Raw genomic sequence first — 15218 nt, forward strand, 5'->3', positions numbered from 1 at the left:
GCGCTTAAAGCGCTATAGCCGCGTCAAGAGGTTTCAATGGCCATACTTGGGCAACACGACCACTTTAAAGTGGTTTTTGTATAGGAAGTAGTGAGTGGATATTAAGGGGCGCCTTGCTGTAGGGGCACTGAAAATCATCGGCAAATTGCCGTTGCACTGGTCGCGGCGATTGGGTTGGTTTGCTGGCAAAATGGTTGTGTGGACTCGTTCCGAAGGCCTGCGCCTGAGCCGCATTAATCTCAAACTCTGCTATCCGGCAATGGACCCCAAACAGCGTGAAAAGCTGGCGAGGGAGAGTGTGATCAACACGGCCATGGCGGGGTTTGAAATGGCGTCACTGTGGAATACGCCCTGGGCAAAAAATGAAAATGCCATTGTTCGTGTGCGCAATCAGCAGTTACTCAACGCCGGTGAGACCGATGGGCGCGGCACCATTGTGTTAATGCCGCATACTGGCAACTGGGAAATATTCGGCCTGTATGTAGGTACCTTGTCCCCCTGTGCTGTACTTTACCAGCCTCCTAAAATAGAAGCCCTGGACCCGGTGATTCGCAGCGGGCGCGAAGTAACCGGCGGCAAGATGGTGCCCACTAATGTGCACGGGGTACGCGCGCTGCTTAAATCATTGAAAGCGGGAGATTTAGCCCTGATTCTTCCCGACCAGGAACCGGATATGGGCGGTGACTTTGCCCCGTTTTTTGGGCGCCCGGCCCTGACGATGACCCTGGTGCACAATCTGATACAGCGCACCAAGTGCCATGTGGTTTTTGGGTTTGGCAAGCGTGTAGAAGGCGGTTTTGAGCTGGTTTTTGTCCCCGCAGAAAAAGCGATTTACAGTGAAGAGCAAAAAGTATCCCTGGCGGCGATGAACCGCGGTGTGGAGGCCTGCATCGCCCAGGCGCCGGAGCAGTATCAGTGGGAATACAAGCGCTTTCGCAGACAGCCGGAAGGCAAGAGTAAAATTTACCGCAAACAAACATAGGGGCCTGAGCGGCCCCTATGTATATCGGCATCTAGGTAAAATTTACGTCGCGTGGCGAAATGCCACAATTACCGGCATACGCGCGGCGCGCCAGGCGGGGAAAAAACCACTAACAAAGCCGATTACCAACGCCAACACGGCGCCCTGCACGAACAAGTCTGGGGACATCTCAAAACTGAACACCACCTGGGTAAAACTGCCGCCCAGGGTTGAGGTATTTAGGCCGTCGAAGAACAAGTAGGCGGCCAATGACCCCAGTAGTCCACCGGCCACCGCCAGTACCATCGCTTCAGCAATCGTGCCGCAGAAAGCGGAAAAATTACTGAAGCCGAGGGCGCGTAGGGTGGCAATTTCCTTGGCACGGTCCGCCACTGAGGTGTACATGGTATTGAGTGCACCGGCCAGGGCACCGAGGGCCATCACCGCACTGATAATCCAGCCAAAGGTGGCGATGTACTGCAGTTGTTTACCCTGACTAGCGAAGTATTCTCGCTCGGTCTGCGCTTCGAGATTAAGGCGCGGTTCCCGCGCAATGGTTTCCTTGACCGATGCCAGGCCGTCGTCATTGTCCAATTGCAAGCGAATGGACTGATAACTGCTGCCACGGTTGTAATGGCTCTGGATTGTTTTGATATCTGCCCACAGCTCACTTTCAAAAATATTGCCCCCTGTGGAAAAAACTCCGACAACTGTCCACAGGTTTTTACCAAAGCGCACTTCCTTGCCAATCTCGAAACCGCTGAATTCCCGCAGGACACCCTCGCCGACAATCATTTCATTGGTTCCGGGAACAAACATACGGCCTTCGGTTAAGTGCATGTTGGTGCGCATGGCCATACCGGTTTGGTTGAGTCCGCGCAGGGGGATATTGGCCTCGGTACCACTGGACTTTTTGATACCATCCACAATGACATAGAGTTCCGGTGAAACCTGTGGGCCGTTGGCGTCGCGGGCGACTCCTGCAGATTCGCTAATCAGGTTGACCTGATCCTGCAGGATCACCGAGTTGAGCTCGGTGGAGGAACCCTCGCGCATCAGGATGGCGATCTGGTTGGAGCCGGCGCCGCGCATAGTTTCTTCGAAGCCTTTGGCCATGGCGAGAAATGCCAGCAGTATTGCCACCACCACCGCCGAGGCCAGTACCATCGCCAGTGACATCCACAGGCGCCGGCGCAGGCTGCCCAGATTCATTAGGGTCACTGAAATAATTTGTGCAATTAGAGAGCCCATTGGCTTTCCTCCGGTTGGGCTTGATCAATCGGGCACCTATAGTGTTAGGAACTCGATCTGATGTATTTAGGGCTGACGATTAAATGCTGAGACAATATTCAGTCGCAGCGCGTTAAAAGCCGGTAGCAAGCCGGTAATAATTCCCAGCAGCAGCATAAAAAACAGCGCCTGCAGAGCGATATCGCCATCGAGAATCAAGTTGGGCAGGAAACGGGCGAGAAAGGTTTTTATTCCTTCAACTAACAGCCAGGCCGCAGTGAGTCCGGAGAGACCGCCGATAAATGCGACCAACAGGGATTCTGATAGCACCATGCGAAAAATACGTGCGCTGGAAAAGCCCAGGGTTTTGAGTACAGCTATCTCGCCGGTGCGCTCGCGAATTGCCAAGGCCATGGTATTGCCAACCACAATCAGAATGGTGAAAAACGCGGTAAAAACCACCGAGAAAATAATCAAACCGATATTGCCAATTTGCTCGATAAAAGCTTTATTAAAGGATTTTTCCGTACTGGTATCGGTTTCACTTTGCGAATTGGCAAAACTGTCATCAATGGTTTTGGCTACTTTCTCATTGAGAGAGGGATCGTCAGTAGTGAGTGCCATCCACCCTATCCAATCATTGCCAAATGTCTGAGTTTCCATGAAGTATTTATAATGGAATAACATTTGGCGAGTATCGTACTGCTCGGTATCCCCTTTAAAAATTCCTGAGACTACAAACTCCCAGGTATAGCCACCATCTTTATGGGTGAATATATTTGAGGAGATAGGAATCCGGTCACCAATTTTCCAGCCATATATTTGCGCGAGTTTCTCACCTATCAGTGCGCCCTGGCGATTGTTAAACCAAGCCTGTTTTTGCTCATCCGGAATCACTATTTCTTCGTAAACGCGTAAATAGGATTCGGGGTCCACTGCCAGCGAGACAATTTGCCTACTTTGTTCCTGATAATAACCGCCAAACCAGTTCAGGTGGGTGACATCTTTTACTCCCTCGACCGCAGCGACTTTTTGGAAATAAGAGATGGGTAGAGATTGGGTGAAATTAATCCGGTTAAAAACTACCAGGCGATTATCAGCGGATAACTCCACACTGGAATTGAGTGCAGATTTCAAACTGGTCACTGCGCCAAAAATTAAAAAAGCGATAAAAATTGCAAAGCAGGTGAGAAATAACCGCAGAGGTTTCCTCGTCATGTTTTTATAAATTAAATAGAGATCGTTCATGCCACTATTTCCCTCTGCACAAATTGTCCCTTGTCGAGATGCAGGGTGCGTTTTGCGTATTTGGCTGCGGCCGGGTCGTGGGTAACCATGACGATGGTCTTGCCGTGATCGCGGTTGAGTAGTTGCAGCATCTCCAGGATTTCATCGGCGGTGGCGCGGTCGAGATCACCGGTGGGCTCGTCACACAGAATGAGTTTAGGATCTGAAACAATTGCGCGGGCGATGGCCACCCGCTGTTGCTGGCCGCCGGACATTTCACTGGACATATGTTTGGCGCGATCGCTCAAGCCCACCAAAGCGAGGGCGGTTTCGACATTTTTGCGGCGCTGTGCCTTGGAGAGCTTGGTTAACAGTAGCGGTAGTTCTACATTGCGTTGGGCATTGAGCATCGGCATCAGGTTGTAGAACTGGAAAATAAAACCAATATTCTGCGCGCGCCAACGGGTTAGGGCGCTCTCATTGAGGGAGTCTATGCGGGTACCATCAAACCAAATTTCCCCGCTGGTGGGTTGATCGACACCGCCGAGCATATTTAACAGAGTGGTTTTTCCGGAGCCGGAAGGCCCCATAATGGCGACAAAATCTCCTCGCTCAATACTCATATTGAGATCGTCAAAAATAGAGATTTTCTCTTTACCTTTGATAAAATTCTTGCCGACATTTTTTAACTGAAACAACACATCTTCAGACATCTGTAATTTCCTTTTTTAATGAATAATTAGAGCCGTAGTCTGTGCCGTTAAAGAGCGACTTCCTCCCCGGCCAGGAAGCCGACCTTCACCCCCATATCCGGTAGGATACGGGCGTCTTTTTGATCGATACCGATACGCACACGCACCGTAGCTTTGGCGCGATCGGCGGTTGGAATAATTGCCACCACCGTGGCGGGAATATCCCACTCCGGGTAGGCGTCTAGATTCGCGTTTACCCTTTGACCAGTGGAGACCCGGCCGATAAATGCCTCATTGACATCCACTTCAATTTCCAGGGAGTTCATATCCACAATGGTACAGATACCGGTGCGGGTGAAACCGCCTCCGGCGGAGCTGGGTGCGACAATTTCTCCGGGCTGAGCATTTTTTTGTGTAACGATTCCCGCAAAGGGCGCGCGTATCGTGTGATCCTCCAAGCGCTCCCGCTGTCGCTCGGCTTCCAGTTTAGCCACCTCAATATTTGCCCGAGCGCTGTTTAAATCGGCTCTCAAGCCTTCAACAGTGGCCTCACTCTGGGTGAGTTGTGCTTTGCTGGAGTAGTTTTTTTCACGCAAGCCAGCGAAACGCCGGTACTGACGCTCTGCTTCTTTTAGCTTGGCGAGAATACTGGCTTCCTGGGCTTGCAGTACCTGAATCTGCGCACGGGCAAATGCCAGGCTGACGCGCGCTTTGACGTCGTCGAGGCGGGCTAGCACTTGACCTTCCTGTACCTGCATACCCTCCTCGACATCTACACTACTGATCAGTCCCATCACCTCTGCTGACACCGTGGCCATGCGTCGCGCGGTGATATATCCGGAGGCATTCAACACCGTTTCCAGGCGTGTGCCTGTGGGAAGGGCAGATGGCGTAGTGTGTGTGTTGGCGGGGGTTGGGATTGTGTTAGGGCTTGCGGGTGGGTCTTCGGCCAAGAGGGAGGCGCCAAAAAAACCAACTAGCAGGCCGGCGACTGCACCGGAGGAAGCCGCCAGTAGGGTTTTTCGGGGCGATGACGATAAATCATTGGGAGCCGTATCCCGGTCAATTTTCAACTGACCGAGCAGCTCACTGGTGTTTCTGCTCATACAGCCATGTTCTTATTGATTACTTCCTGTAAAGAACAACTGTGGCAGAAACTAAAAAATATTGCTATTCGATCTGACTTGCGGCGTTGGCGCCAAATTAGTGGCGCCAAAAGGCGGGGGTTAACAGCACCAGCAGGGTGAAAATTTCCAGGCGTCCCATCAGCATGGCGAGGATCAGAAACCACTTGGCCACCTCATTGACTGAACCGTAGTGAGATGCGGCCTCACCCAGAGCCGGGCCGATATTGCTCAGGCAGGAGGCCACCGTTGTCACAGAGGTGACGAAATCTTCGCCGGTGGCAATCACAATAATCGAGAGAATAAAAAACGACAGCACATAGACGGCAAAAAAGCCCCACACAGCATCGGTTACCCGATCGGGTACGATCTTGCGGTTGATCTTAATGGGTATCACCGCATTGGAGTGCACCAGGCGATTCAATTCGCGCATACCGGATTTCATGATCAACATGCCGCGCACCGCCTTGATACCACCAGAGGTAGAGCCGGCACAGGCGCCGAGAATACCCAGAAGAAGCAATGCGTAGGGAAGGAATACCGGCCAAGCGGAAAAGTTTTCAGAGGCAAAGCCGGCAGTGGTACTGATAGAAACCACCTGGAAGAAACCGTGTAGCAGGCTGTTGCCTGGTGAGAAGATATTCAGAATCCACAGATAACAGCTGATCAACAGGCCGGCCCCCAAAATCAGCATTACATAGAAACGAAATTCGGAATCGCGCCAGTAGTGCTTGAGGGTTTTATTGCGGAAGGCGTAAAAGTGCAGGCCAAAGTTAATTGCCGCGGTGAACATGAAAATAATGCAGATCACCATAATGGCCCGGTTGTGAGCGTAGAAGCCCATACTGGCATCGTGGGTGGAAAAGCCGCCGTTAGCCACGGTGGAGAAGGCGTGTCCCACGGCATCGAACACGGTCATGCCCGCCCACCAGTAACCGATGCCGCACAGAATGGTCAGGATTACATAAATCACGATCAGTGCCCGCGCCGTCTCGGCGATACGCGGTGTCAGCTTGGTATCTTTCACTGGGCCGGGTATTTCCGCTTTGTACAGCTGCATACCACCGATGCCAAGCATGGGCAGGATTGCCAGTGCAATAACAATTACGCCGATACCACCAAACCACTGCAGCTGCTGGCGGTAGTAGAGGATGGCTGGAGGCAGGGAGTCCAGGCCGGTAATTACGGTGGCGCCGGTGGTGGTGAGCCCGGAAATCGACTCAAAAATCGAATCGGTAATACTCAGGTCCGGCTGCGGACTAATAATAAACGGCAGGGAGCCGAAGCTGCCGAGGATTAGCCAGAATAGCGAAGTCACCACAAAGCCGTCGCGGGTACGCAGATCCTGGCGCAGATCGTGCACCGGCAGCCACATAAACAAGCCGGTCACCAGAGTGATCACAAAGGCAATAACGAAGGCGTTGTGGGTATGGTCCTCATACCACAGGGACACGGCGATCGGTGGCAGCAGTGTCAGGCTGAACACAGTGAGGAGAATTCCGAAAACTCGCGCAATTACCGCAATTCGCATTGGCGCCTGTCAGCCTGTTATCTGTTGTTACTTTATATATATGGACGGCGGAGTTTGTAATCGCCGGACTATTCAATAAAAAATATGATTTAGAAAAAGCCGAAGCCAACCTGGAACAACTGCTCCACATGACGTGTCTGGCGGCGATCCACCAGGAATACAATCACGTGATCGTCGCTTTGCACAATTACATCGTCGTGCGCCATCAACACTTCGCTGCCATTTTCTGTTTCGCGCACTATGGCACCGATGGAGGCGCCCTCGGGCAGATCGATATCCTCGATTTTCTTTCCCACCACTTTGGAGGTGCGCTCGTCGCCGTGGGCGACAACTTCGATCGCCTCGGCGGCACCGCGACGTAGAGAGTGCACATTAACCATATCGCCGCGGCGCACATGGGTGAGCAGGCTGCCGATAGTATTTTGCTGGGGCGAAATGGCAATATCGATTTCCCCGCCTTGCACCAGGTCCACGTAGGCGCGGTTGTTGATCAGGGTCATCACCTTGCGCGCGCCCAGGCGTTTGGCCAGTAGCGATGACATGATGTTAGCTTCGTCATCGTTGGTGAGTGCGAGGAAAACATCGGTGTCCTCAATATTTTCTTCCAACAACAGCTCTTGGTCCGAGGCGCTGCCGTGCAAGATAATGGTGTGGGACAGCTCCTCGGATAAAAATACGCAGCGTTCATGGCTGCGCTCAATAATTTTAACCGAGTAGCGGTTTTCCAATTTGGTTGCGAGCCGCAGGCCAATATTGCCACCACCGGCAATTACCACGCGCTTATAACCGTGTTCCAGGCGGCGCAACTCGCTCATTACCGCACGGATATCGGCGCGTGCGGCGATAAAAAATACCTCGTCGCCGGCCTCGAGCACCGTGTCCCCCTGGGGAATGATCGGCCGGTTGCGCCGGTAGATGGCCGCCACACGAGTATCCACCTTGGGCATGTGCTCGCGCAGATAGCGCAGCTGATGGCCTACCAGAGGACCGCCCTGAACTGCCAATACAGTGACCAGCTGCACGCGACCACCGGCGAAATCCAGCACCTGTAGCGCGCCGGGATGTTCCATCAGGCGTGCGATATATTCGGAGACCAGCTGCTCGGGGCTGATCAAAACGTCGATGGGAATCGCCTGGTTGTCGAATAACTCGGGGTACTGCAGATAGGAAGAGGCGCGCACGCGCGCGATCTTGGTGGGCACACGGAACAATGAATGGGCAATCTGGCAGGCTGCCATATTGGTTTCATCGTTATTGGTGACCGCCACCAGAATATCGGCATCCTCAATGCCGGCATTCATTAGCACGTCGGGATGGGAGGCGTGGCCGTTAACCACGCCAATATCAATGCGATCACGCAACTCGCGCAGGGTTTTTTCGTCGCTGTCCACCAGCACAATATCATTGCGCTCGGAGGCCAGAGCCTCCGCCAGTGAGCCGCCCACCTGGCCGGCGCCGAGAATGACAATTTTCATATCGGATGAGACTCGCGGCTAGCGCTGCTGTTATTCGGCCTTGCTGAGCAGAGCGTAGTAGAAACCGTCGCCGCCACCGTTATGGGGTAACAGTTGCATTCCAGCAACTTGTTTTTCACCCCAGGACTTACCGTGCAGCAGTTGCGGGGTATTGTCGCTCGCATCGTCGGTCTCCGCAACGAAGGCGGCGACAACTTCACTATTTTCGGCTGGTAACACTGAACAGGTGGCGTATAACAGACTGCCACCGGGTTTGAGCAGTGCCCAGGTGGCGCGCAGAATTTCCGCCTGCAGCTTGGCCAGCTCGGCGATATCCTCGGCACGGCGCAGCAGTTTGATATCCGGGTTGCGGCGAATCACCCCGGTGGCAGAGCAGGGTGCATCGAGCAGAATACGGTCGTACTGCTGTCCATCCCACCAGGCATCCGGCGCAGCCGCATCGGCGCAAATTAACTGTGCGGAGAGGCCGCAACGTTCGAGGTTTTCCTGCACCCGATCGAGTCGCTCCTCCTCGATATCCAGGGAACTCAATTCTATAGCGGGCTGCTGCTCCAATAGATGGCAGCTTTTGCCTCCCGGCGCGGCACAGGCATCCAGCACCCGCTCGCCTTCACAGGGTGTCAGCAGTTGCGCTGCCAGCTGGGCGGATTCATCTTGCACACTCACCAGGCCCTCGGCAAAACCGGGCAGAATTCCCACAGGTACTGCTTCGAGCAGGGTGATGCCAACCGGAGAGAGGGTACAGGCCTCGGCGGACAGGCCGGTCTCGTCGAGCTGCTGCAGGTAATCCTCGCGGGAAATGCGCGCGCTGTTGACCCTCAAGGTCATGGGGGGGTTGGTATTGTTAGCGCGAAAAATCTCCGACGCTTGCTCTGGCCAGGCGGCTTTGATCGCCTGTTGCATCCAGGCGGGGTGCATAGAGCTGAACTGGGGGTTGCCGGACAATTTTCGCTGCAAACGCTCGCGTTCGCGTAAAGCGTTGCGCAGTACGCCGTTGATCAGGCCAGTGGCGCGATCCAACTTGAGACTGCGGGCGGCATTGACCGTGGCAGAGATAGCAGCGTGATCGGGGATGCGGGTGTATTCCAGTTGATACAGGCCCAGCAGGATCAGTGCGCTTACCAGGCTATCGCTGGGGGTTTTGCGCAGTAGCTTGGTAGCGATCAGTTGCAGGCGCGGGGCGGTGCGGGCACTGCCGTAGCACAGCTCGCGGAGCAGGGCGCGGTCGCGCTCCTCAACCTTGTCTTCGGCTTTAGGTAACAGGCGTGCCAGTGAACCTTGCGCTTCCAGTAGTGCGGCCACCACTCGGGCTGCTTCGGCGCGTACATCTCTACTCATAGTGATCCCAATTGTGTTCCGGGAGTGAACAGCGCCCGGTAGCCTTTCAAAATTTCCGCTGCGGGCAGCGCTTTTTTACCGGGTAGCTGAAGTACTTGCAGACGCAGGGCTTCGCGACCACAGGCGACCAGAATACCCTCGTCATCGCTGGCTAGAATGATGCCGGGCGTATCGCTGTGGCAGCCGCGTTCCAGGCTGGCGCTGTAGATACGCAGGCGTTGTTCGCCTTTAGTTTCGCTATAGGTAGTCCAACACACCGGGAACGGATTGAAGGCGCGGATCTGGCGCTGCAGTTCTTGCGCCGGGCGCTGCCAGTCGATGCGCGCTTCCTCTTTGCTGATTTTATTAGCGTAATTGGCTGTAGCATCATCTTGAGTCACCGGCTTGGCGGCGCCTGAGGCCAGCTGCGCTAGGGCTTCAATCAGAGCCGGGCCACCGAGTTCGGCGAGCTTGTCGTGCAGGCTGCCTCCCGTATCTTGCTCAGTAATGTCACAGCGGCGCTCCACCAGTACCGGACCCGTATCAAGCCCGGCTTCCATTTGCATGATTGCCACACCGCTGTGGCTATCTCCCGCCTCGACGGCGCGCTGAATGGGAGCGGCGCCGCGCCAGCGCGGTAGCAGGGAGGCGTGTACGTTGATACAGCCCAGTCGCGGGGTGTCCAGCACTGCTTGCGGTAGGATCAGTCCATAGGCCACCACCACCATGATATCGGCGCCGAGTGCCGCCAGCTCTTCCTGAGCTGCCTGGTCACGCAGGCTCTGCGGTTGATACACGGGGATATCGTGGGAGAGGGCCAGCTGCTTGACCGGGCTGGCCAGCAGTTTCTTACCGCGCCCCGCCGGCCTGTCCGGTTGGGTGTAAACGGCGATGACAGTATGGTCGCTGTCGAGCAGCGCCTGCAGATGCACGGCGGCAAAGTCCGGCGTGCCGGCAAAAATGATATTCACTGGCGGATTCTCAGATCGAGGGGTGGAGATGGCGCCGGGCCAGCCGGCGGCCAGTTCTTATAGATCAGGCGCGTCGGCGCTGGGACTTTTCCAGCTTGGAGCGAATGCGGTTGCGCTTGAGTGGGGAGATGTAATCCACGAACAGTTTGCCATCCAGGTGGTCAACTTCGTGCTGGATACACACTGCCAGCAGCCCCTCTGCCTCTATGGCAAAAGGTTCGCCGTTGCGATCCAGCGCCTTGACTCGCACTCTGCGCGGGCGTTCTACCGTCTCGTAGAAACCGGGTACCGACAGGCAACCCTCGTCGTACTGGTGGATCTCCGGGTCCAGTACTTCGATCTCAGGGTTGATAAATCCGTACGGCTCGCTGCTGTCTTCGGAAATATCCACCACCACGACGCGCTCGTGCACATTGACCTGGGTGGCGGCGAGGCCTATGCCAGGTGCGGCGTACATGGTTTCGAACATGTCCTCCAGCAGTTGACGGTGCGCGTCGGTAACTTCTGCGACGGGTTTGGCGATCTCACGCAGGCGCGGATCGGGAAATTCCAGTATCTCGAGTTTAGCCATAACACCTGTGACAAACTTCTAGTATTCGTTGAACGTGCGCTGATAACATTATGATCGCGCTCAATATTTACCGAGTGGACCCCGATTTTCGCTGGCGCCTTGCGCCCGGGGCCGGCCACATTTCCTGTAGAAGGGTGGTTCGGCGCTGAGAATTATAGCGATAAAGAGCATAGGAATGCTTCCATGAAAAAAATAATCCTGGCCGCCGTCTCGATGTTGGCGGTCGCCCTTGGCACCCAAGCGCAGGATCAGGTGCGCCTGAACCCCAGCCATCCGGATGCCTATGTTGTGCAAAAGGGCGATACCCTCTGGGATATCTCCAGTGAGTTTCTGGTACAGCCCTGGTATTGGCCGGAGATCTGGCAAGTAAACCCCCAGGTTGAAAACCCTCACTTGATTTACCCCGGCGACAGCCTGCGCCTGGTGTATGTGGATGGCCAGCCGCAACTGCAGCTGCAGCGCGGCCCGCGGGCTTATCAATTGTCCCCCGGTGTTAATGGTAACCGCTTAACGCCGCAGATTCGTCGCCAAGCCGTGGAGGATGCGATTCCGGCGATTCCCCTCGATGCCATCAATGCCTTCCTCTCGCGCACCCGTATCGTCGAGCCCAATGCCTTCGAGGGTACGCCCTATATTGTGTCCGGTTCCGATAACCACATTTTGATGGGTGCCGGCGATACCATCTACGCACGCGGTGATTTTGAAGTGCCCCTGGCCTCCTACGGTCTCTACCGCCCGGGCCCGGTGTATATGGACCCTGTTAGCAATGAGACTCTGGGACGCCAGGCTCTTGGGATAGGTGAAGTGGATTTGCTACAGCTGGATCCGGATAATCGCCCTGGATTCTCCGTCGCCACCCTGGGCGTGGCCAGCACCGCCCGCGAGATCCGTCTCGAGGATCATTTGATGCCGGTGGAAGAGCGCTCTATCGATGCTCTCTTTCACCCCAGTGCCCCGGCCGTGACAGTGAATGGCTTGATTGTTGGTGTCGATGAGGGGGTGACTCAGATTGGTAAATTCGACGTAGTTATCCTCAATCTGGGTGAGCGCGATGGCATAGTGCCTGGCAATGTGATGGCAGTTTATAAGCGCGGTTCTGTAGTGCGTGATCGTATCGCCGGAGACAGCGTGAAGCTGCCGGATGAGCGTGCTGGTGAGATGATGGTTTTCCGCACTTTTGAAAAGATGAGCCTAGCGCTTATTCTCGAAGCTGATCGCCCCTTGGCGGTGATGGACTCGGTGCGCAATCCCTAAATAAGCATAGAAATCGAGCGGCGCCTCTTGCTGTTTGGAGCGCCGCAAATCTGAATACAACCTCTCCTGTAAAACAGACAAAAATGGTGAGCCCGCATGGATGCGTTGACCGCCAGCATGGCCCTGCTGCGTTTAGAGGGCCTGGGGCCCGCCCGCTACTGGCAGCTGCTAGAGCACTTTGGCAGCCCCGATCGGGCCTTACTTCAATTCCCCCCAACTTTGTTGAGCAAACTACCGCCGCGGGCCCAATCCCAGTGGCGTGATTGTTGTCGTCTTGGCCTGCAGAGCGAATTGTTGGAGTGGGTGGCAGCCGAGCGCGCCCGCTGTGCACAAATCGGCGTGCAGCTGCTGTACCACGGTGATGCAGGTTTCCCGAATTTGCTCGCAGAGATCTCGCGACCACCGCCAATACTCTATGTGCGGGGCGAAGCTGCTGCTCTCACCCTGCCCCAAATCGCGATTGTTGGTGCGCGTCGCGCCACGACTTCTGGCCTGGATAACGCTCGCAGTTTTGCCATGGAGCTCGCTGGATCCGGTTTTGCCATCACCTCGGGGTTAGCACTGGGGGTGGATGCGGCCGCGCACCAGGGTGCTTTGCGGGGACAGGGAGCCACGATTGCGGTGCTGGGCAGCGGTGTCGACTCCGTCTATCCGCGTCAGAACCGCGCCTTGGCGGAAGAAATCCTGAGCGCGGGTGGCGCCATTGTCAGTGAACTTCCACTCGGCAGTAGCGCTGAGGCGAAAAACTTCCCGCGTCGCAACCGGATTATCAGTGGGCTCTCTATGGGAGTACTGCTAGTGGAGGCTGCAATGCGATCGGGGTCGCTGATCACTGCGCGGCTGGCGTTGGAGCAAAATCGAGAGGTTCTCGCTATCCCCGGCTCCATCCACAACCCGATGGCCAGGGGCTGTCACCACCTGATTCGCGAGGGGGCAACATTGGTGGAGACCAGCGCAGATATCGCCGGGCAGCTGGGGGGGCTGTTAGCGGAGCCTGCGGATAGTGAGCCCCTAAGCAATACCCTGCTGGATAATCAGCAGCTGTCAGTGTTATTAGCCCTGCAGGGAGGGCCTCGCAGTATTGAGCAGTTGGCCGTGGATACTGGGGAGCCGGCGGGTGAACTGATGGCGCTGCTATTGCAAATGGAGTTGCTAGAGCTATTGGAGCAGCTGCCCGGTGGGTATCAATTGACGGCTCAGGGAGCTGCCTGTTGTCTCCAGAAAGAAGGCGTGGCCACCTGAATCCTCCCCTGAAGGACCAGCCGCCGAGCGATTCGCGAAGTCAAAGCGCTGCGTTAATACTCTGTGGACTCGAACACAGGAGGCAAGTCATGGCGAATAATTCCAAGCTCACCACGGATGCTGGCGCACCCATCGCGGATAACCAAAACAGCCTTAGCGCCGGACCACGTGGCCCCCTATTGATGCAGGATTATCAACTGCTGGAGAAGCTCGCTCATCAAAACCGTGAGCGGATTCCCGAACGCACGGTACATGCCAAGGGCTGGGGAGCTTACGGTACTCTGCGGATTAGTGGAGATATTGCCAAGTACACCTGCGCCAAGGTATTGCAGCCCGGTGCTGAAACACCAATGATAGCCCGCTTCTCCACTGTAGCCGGAGAGTTGGGAGCGGCGGATGCCGAGCGCGATGTGCGCGGCTTTGCCCTCAAGTTTTATACAGAAGACGGCAACTGGGATCTGGTGGGCAATAACACCCCGGTCTTCTTCGTACGCGACCCCTATAAGTTTCCCGATTTTATCCACACGCAAAAACGTCATCCCCGCACGCACTTACGCTCCCCAACAGCCATGTGGGATTTTTGGTCGCTATCTCCAGAGAGCTTACACCAAGTTACGATCCTGTTTTCAGATCGCGGCCTGCCAATTTCACCTATGCATATGAATGGTTACGGCTCCCACACCTACTCTCTGTGGAACAGTAGTGGCGAGCGCTTCTGGGTGAAGTTCCACTTCAAGACCCGCCAGGGGCACAAATTTCATACCGATGCCGAAGCGGAGTCAGTGATTGGCCGCACTCGCGAGAGTTATCAGGAAGCCCTGTTTGGTGCGATTGAGAAGGGTGACTATCCCAAGTGGAGTCTACAGCTACAAGTAATGCCTGAGGCCGATGCTGCCAAGACAAATTACAACCCTTTCGATCTCACCAAAGTGTGGCCACATGGGGATTACCCGCTGATTGAGATTGGCGAAATGGAGTTGAATCGCAACCCCGATGATTATTTTGCCGAACTGGAACAGGCAGCCTTCTCTCCCTCAAACGTAGTACCGGGCATTAGTTTCTCCCCAGATAAAATGCTACAGGCGCGAGTGTTTTCCTATGCCGATGCCCATCGCCACCGTTTGGGTACTCACTATGAGAGTCTTCCTGTAAATGCACCTCAATGCCCAGTGCATAACTACTATCGAGACGGCGAGATGAATACCAGCGGGATTCGCACAGGCAATCCCGATGCTTATTACGAACCCAACAGTTTCAACGGCCCGCAGCAAGACTCCAGTGCCAAGGAGCCGCCACTAAAGCTTTCCGGTGCTGCCGATCGCTACGATCATCGTGAGGGCAACGATGATTACGGCCAAGTGCGTGCGCTTTTCAATCTTTTTGATGACGCCGAAAAACAGAGACTCTTTGGCAATATTGCCAGAGCCATGGCCGGAGTTCCGGATGAGATAGTACAGCGACAATTGACTGAGTTTCACAAGGTGCATCCGGATTATGCTGCTGGTGTTAAAGCTGCATTGTGAGCTGGACAAAAATTTCATTACCGATCATTTAAAGAAGGGTTGTCGATAAACCACGGCTTCTGTGGAGACGTTTGGCAACACCTTGTGCATGGTTGCGCAA

The 15218-nt window shown here is 55.1% G+C and carries 13 protein-coding genes; 4 read left to right on the forward strand and 9 right to left on the reverse strand.

The features are described from left to right. Positions 1–94 precede the first annotated feature (94 nt). Positions 95–982, forward strand: a complete 888-nt coding sequence (locus MJO52_RS00085) for a lysophospholipid acyltransferase family protein (RefSeq protein ID WP_252083977.1) — start codon at positions 95–97, stop codon at positions 980–982. A gap of 42 nt (positions 983–1024) precedes the next feature. Here MJO52_RS00085 and MJO52_RS00090 read toward each other — a convergent pair whose 3' ends face one another. The 9 genes from MJO52_RS00090 to def all read right to left on the reverse strand — a co-directional run bounded on the left by MJO52_RS00090 (position 1025) and on the right by def (position 11099). Next, positions 1025–2212: an ABC transporter permease gene (locus MJO52_RS00090; RefSeq protein WP_252083978.1), complete on the reverse strand. Its 1188-nt coding sequence runs from the start codon at positions 2210–2212 to the stop codon at positions 1025–1027. Positions 2213–2278: 66 nt separating this feature from the next. Next, complete coding sequence (locus tag MJO52_RS00095) at positions 2279–3439, reverse strand: ABC transporter permease (RefSeq protein WP_252083979.1); 1161 nt, start codon at positions 3437–3439, stop codon at positions 2279–2281. Next, positions 3436–4131, reverse strand: a complete 696-nt coding sequence (locus tag MJO52_RS00100) for an ABC transporter ATP-binding protein (RefSeq protein ID WP_252083980.1) — start codon at positions 4129–4131, stop codon at positions 3436–3438. Before MJO52_RS00100 ends, MJO52_RS00095 begins: the two co-directional genes overlap by 4 nt. A 47-nt stretch (positions 4132–4178) precedes the next feature. Then, positions 4179–5216 carry an efflux RND transporter periplasmic adaptor subunit gene (locus tag MJO52_RS00105; RefSeq protein ID WP_252083981.1) on the reverse strand — a complete coding sequence of 346 codons (1038 nt, stop codon included), beginning with the start codon at positions 5214–5216 and terminating at the stop codon, positions 4179–4181. Between the two features lie 97 nt (positions 5217–5313). Next, complete coding sequence (locus MJO52_RS00110; protein WP_252083982.1) at positions 5314–6765, reverse strand: TrkH family potassium uptake protein; 1452 nt, start codon at positions 6763–6765, stop codon at positions 5314–5316. Positions 6766–6854: 89 nt separating this feature from the next. After that, positions 6855–8240, reverse strand: a complete 1386-nt coding sequence (trkA, locus tag MJO52_RS00115) for a Trk system potassium transporter TrkA (RefSeq protein WP_252083983.1) — start codon at positions 8238–8240, stop codon at positions 6855–6857. A 30-nt stretch (positions 8241–8270) separates the two neighbouring features. Next, positions 8271–9578 carry a 16S rRNA (cytosine(967)-C(5))-methyltransferase RsmB gene (gene rsmB / locus MJO52_RS00120; protein ID WP_252083984.1) on the reverse strand — a complete coding sequence of 436 codons (1308 nt, stop codon included), beginning with the start codon at positions 9576–9578 and terminating at the stop codon, positions 8271–8273. Then, positions 9575–10528 (reverse strand): methionyl-tRNA formyltransferase, encoded by a 954-nt coding sequence (gene fmt / locus MJO52_RS00125; protein ID WP_252083985.1) that lies wholly within the window; start codon positions 10526–10528, stop codon positions 9575–9577. Before fmt ends, rsmB begins: the two co-directional genes overlap by 4 nt. A gap of 64 nt (positions 10529–10592) precedes the next feature. After that, the gene (gene def / locus MJO52_RS00130) at positions 10593–11099 is read right to left on the reverse strand and encodes a peptide deformylase (protein WP_252083986.1); all 507 of its coding nucleotides are present in this window, start codon (positions 11097–11099) and stop codon (positions 10593–10595) included. 183 nt (positions 11100–11282) lie between these two features. On the opposite strand from def, the gene MJO52_RS00135 reads away from it, so the two are divergent. The 3 genes from MJO52_RS00135 (at position 11283) to MJO52_RS00145 (ending at position 15118) form a co-directional block, all read left to right on the forward strand. Beyond that, positions 11283–12353 (forward strand): LysM peptidoglycan-binding domain-containing protein, encoded by a 1071-nt coding sequence (locus MJO52_RS00135; RefSeq protein ID WP_252083987.1) that lies wholly within the window; start codon positions 11283–11285, stop codon positions 12351–12353. Positions 12354–12449: 96 nt separating this feature from the next. Further along, the gene (gene dprA, locus MJO52_RS00140; protein ID WP_252083988.1) at positions 12450–13595 is read left to right on the forward strand and encodes a DNA-processing protein DprA; all 1146 of its coding nucleotides are present in this window, start codon (positions 12450–12452) and stop codon (positions 13593–13595) included. 89 nt (positions 13596–13684) lie between these two features. Then, the gene (locus tag MJO52_RS00145) at positions 13685–15118 is read left to right on the forward strand and encodes a catalase (protein WP_252083989.1); all 1434 of its coding nucleotides are present in this window, start codon (positions 13685–13687) and stop codon (positions 15116–15118) included. Positions 15119–15218 lie beyond the last annotated feature (100 nt).

The organism is Microbulbifer variabilis, from assembly GCF_023716485.1.
Classification (GTDB): Bacteria; Pseudomonadota; Gammaproteobacteria; order Pseudomonadales; family Cellvibrionaceae; genus Microbulbifer; species Microbulbifer variabilis_B.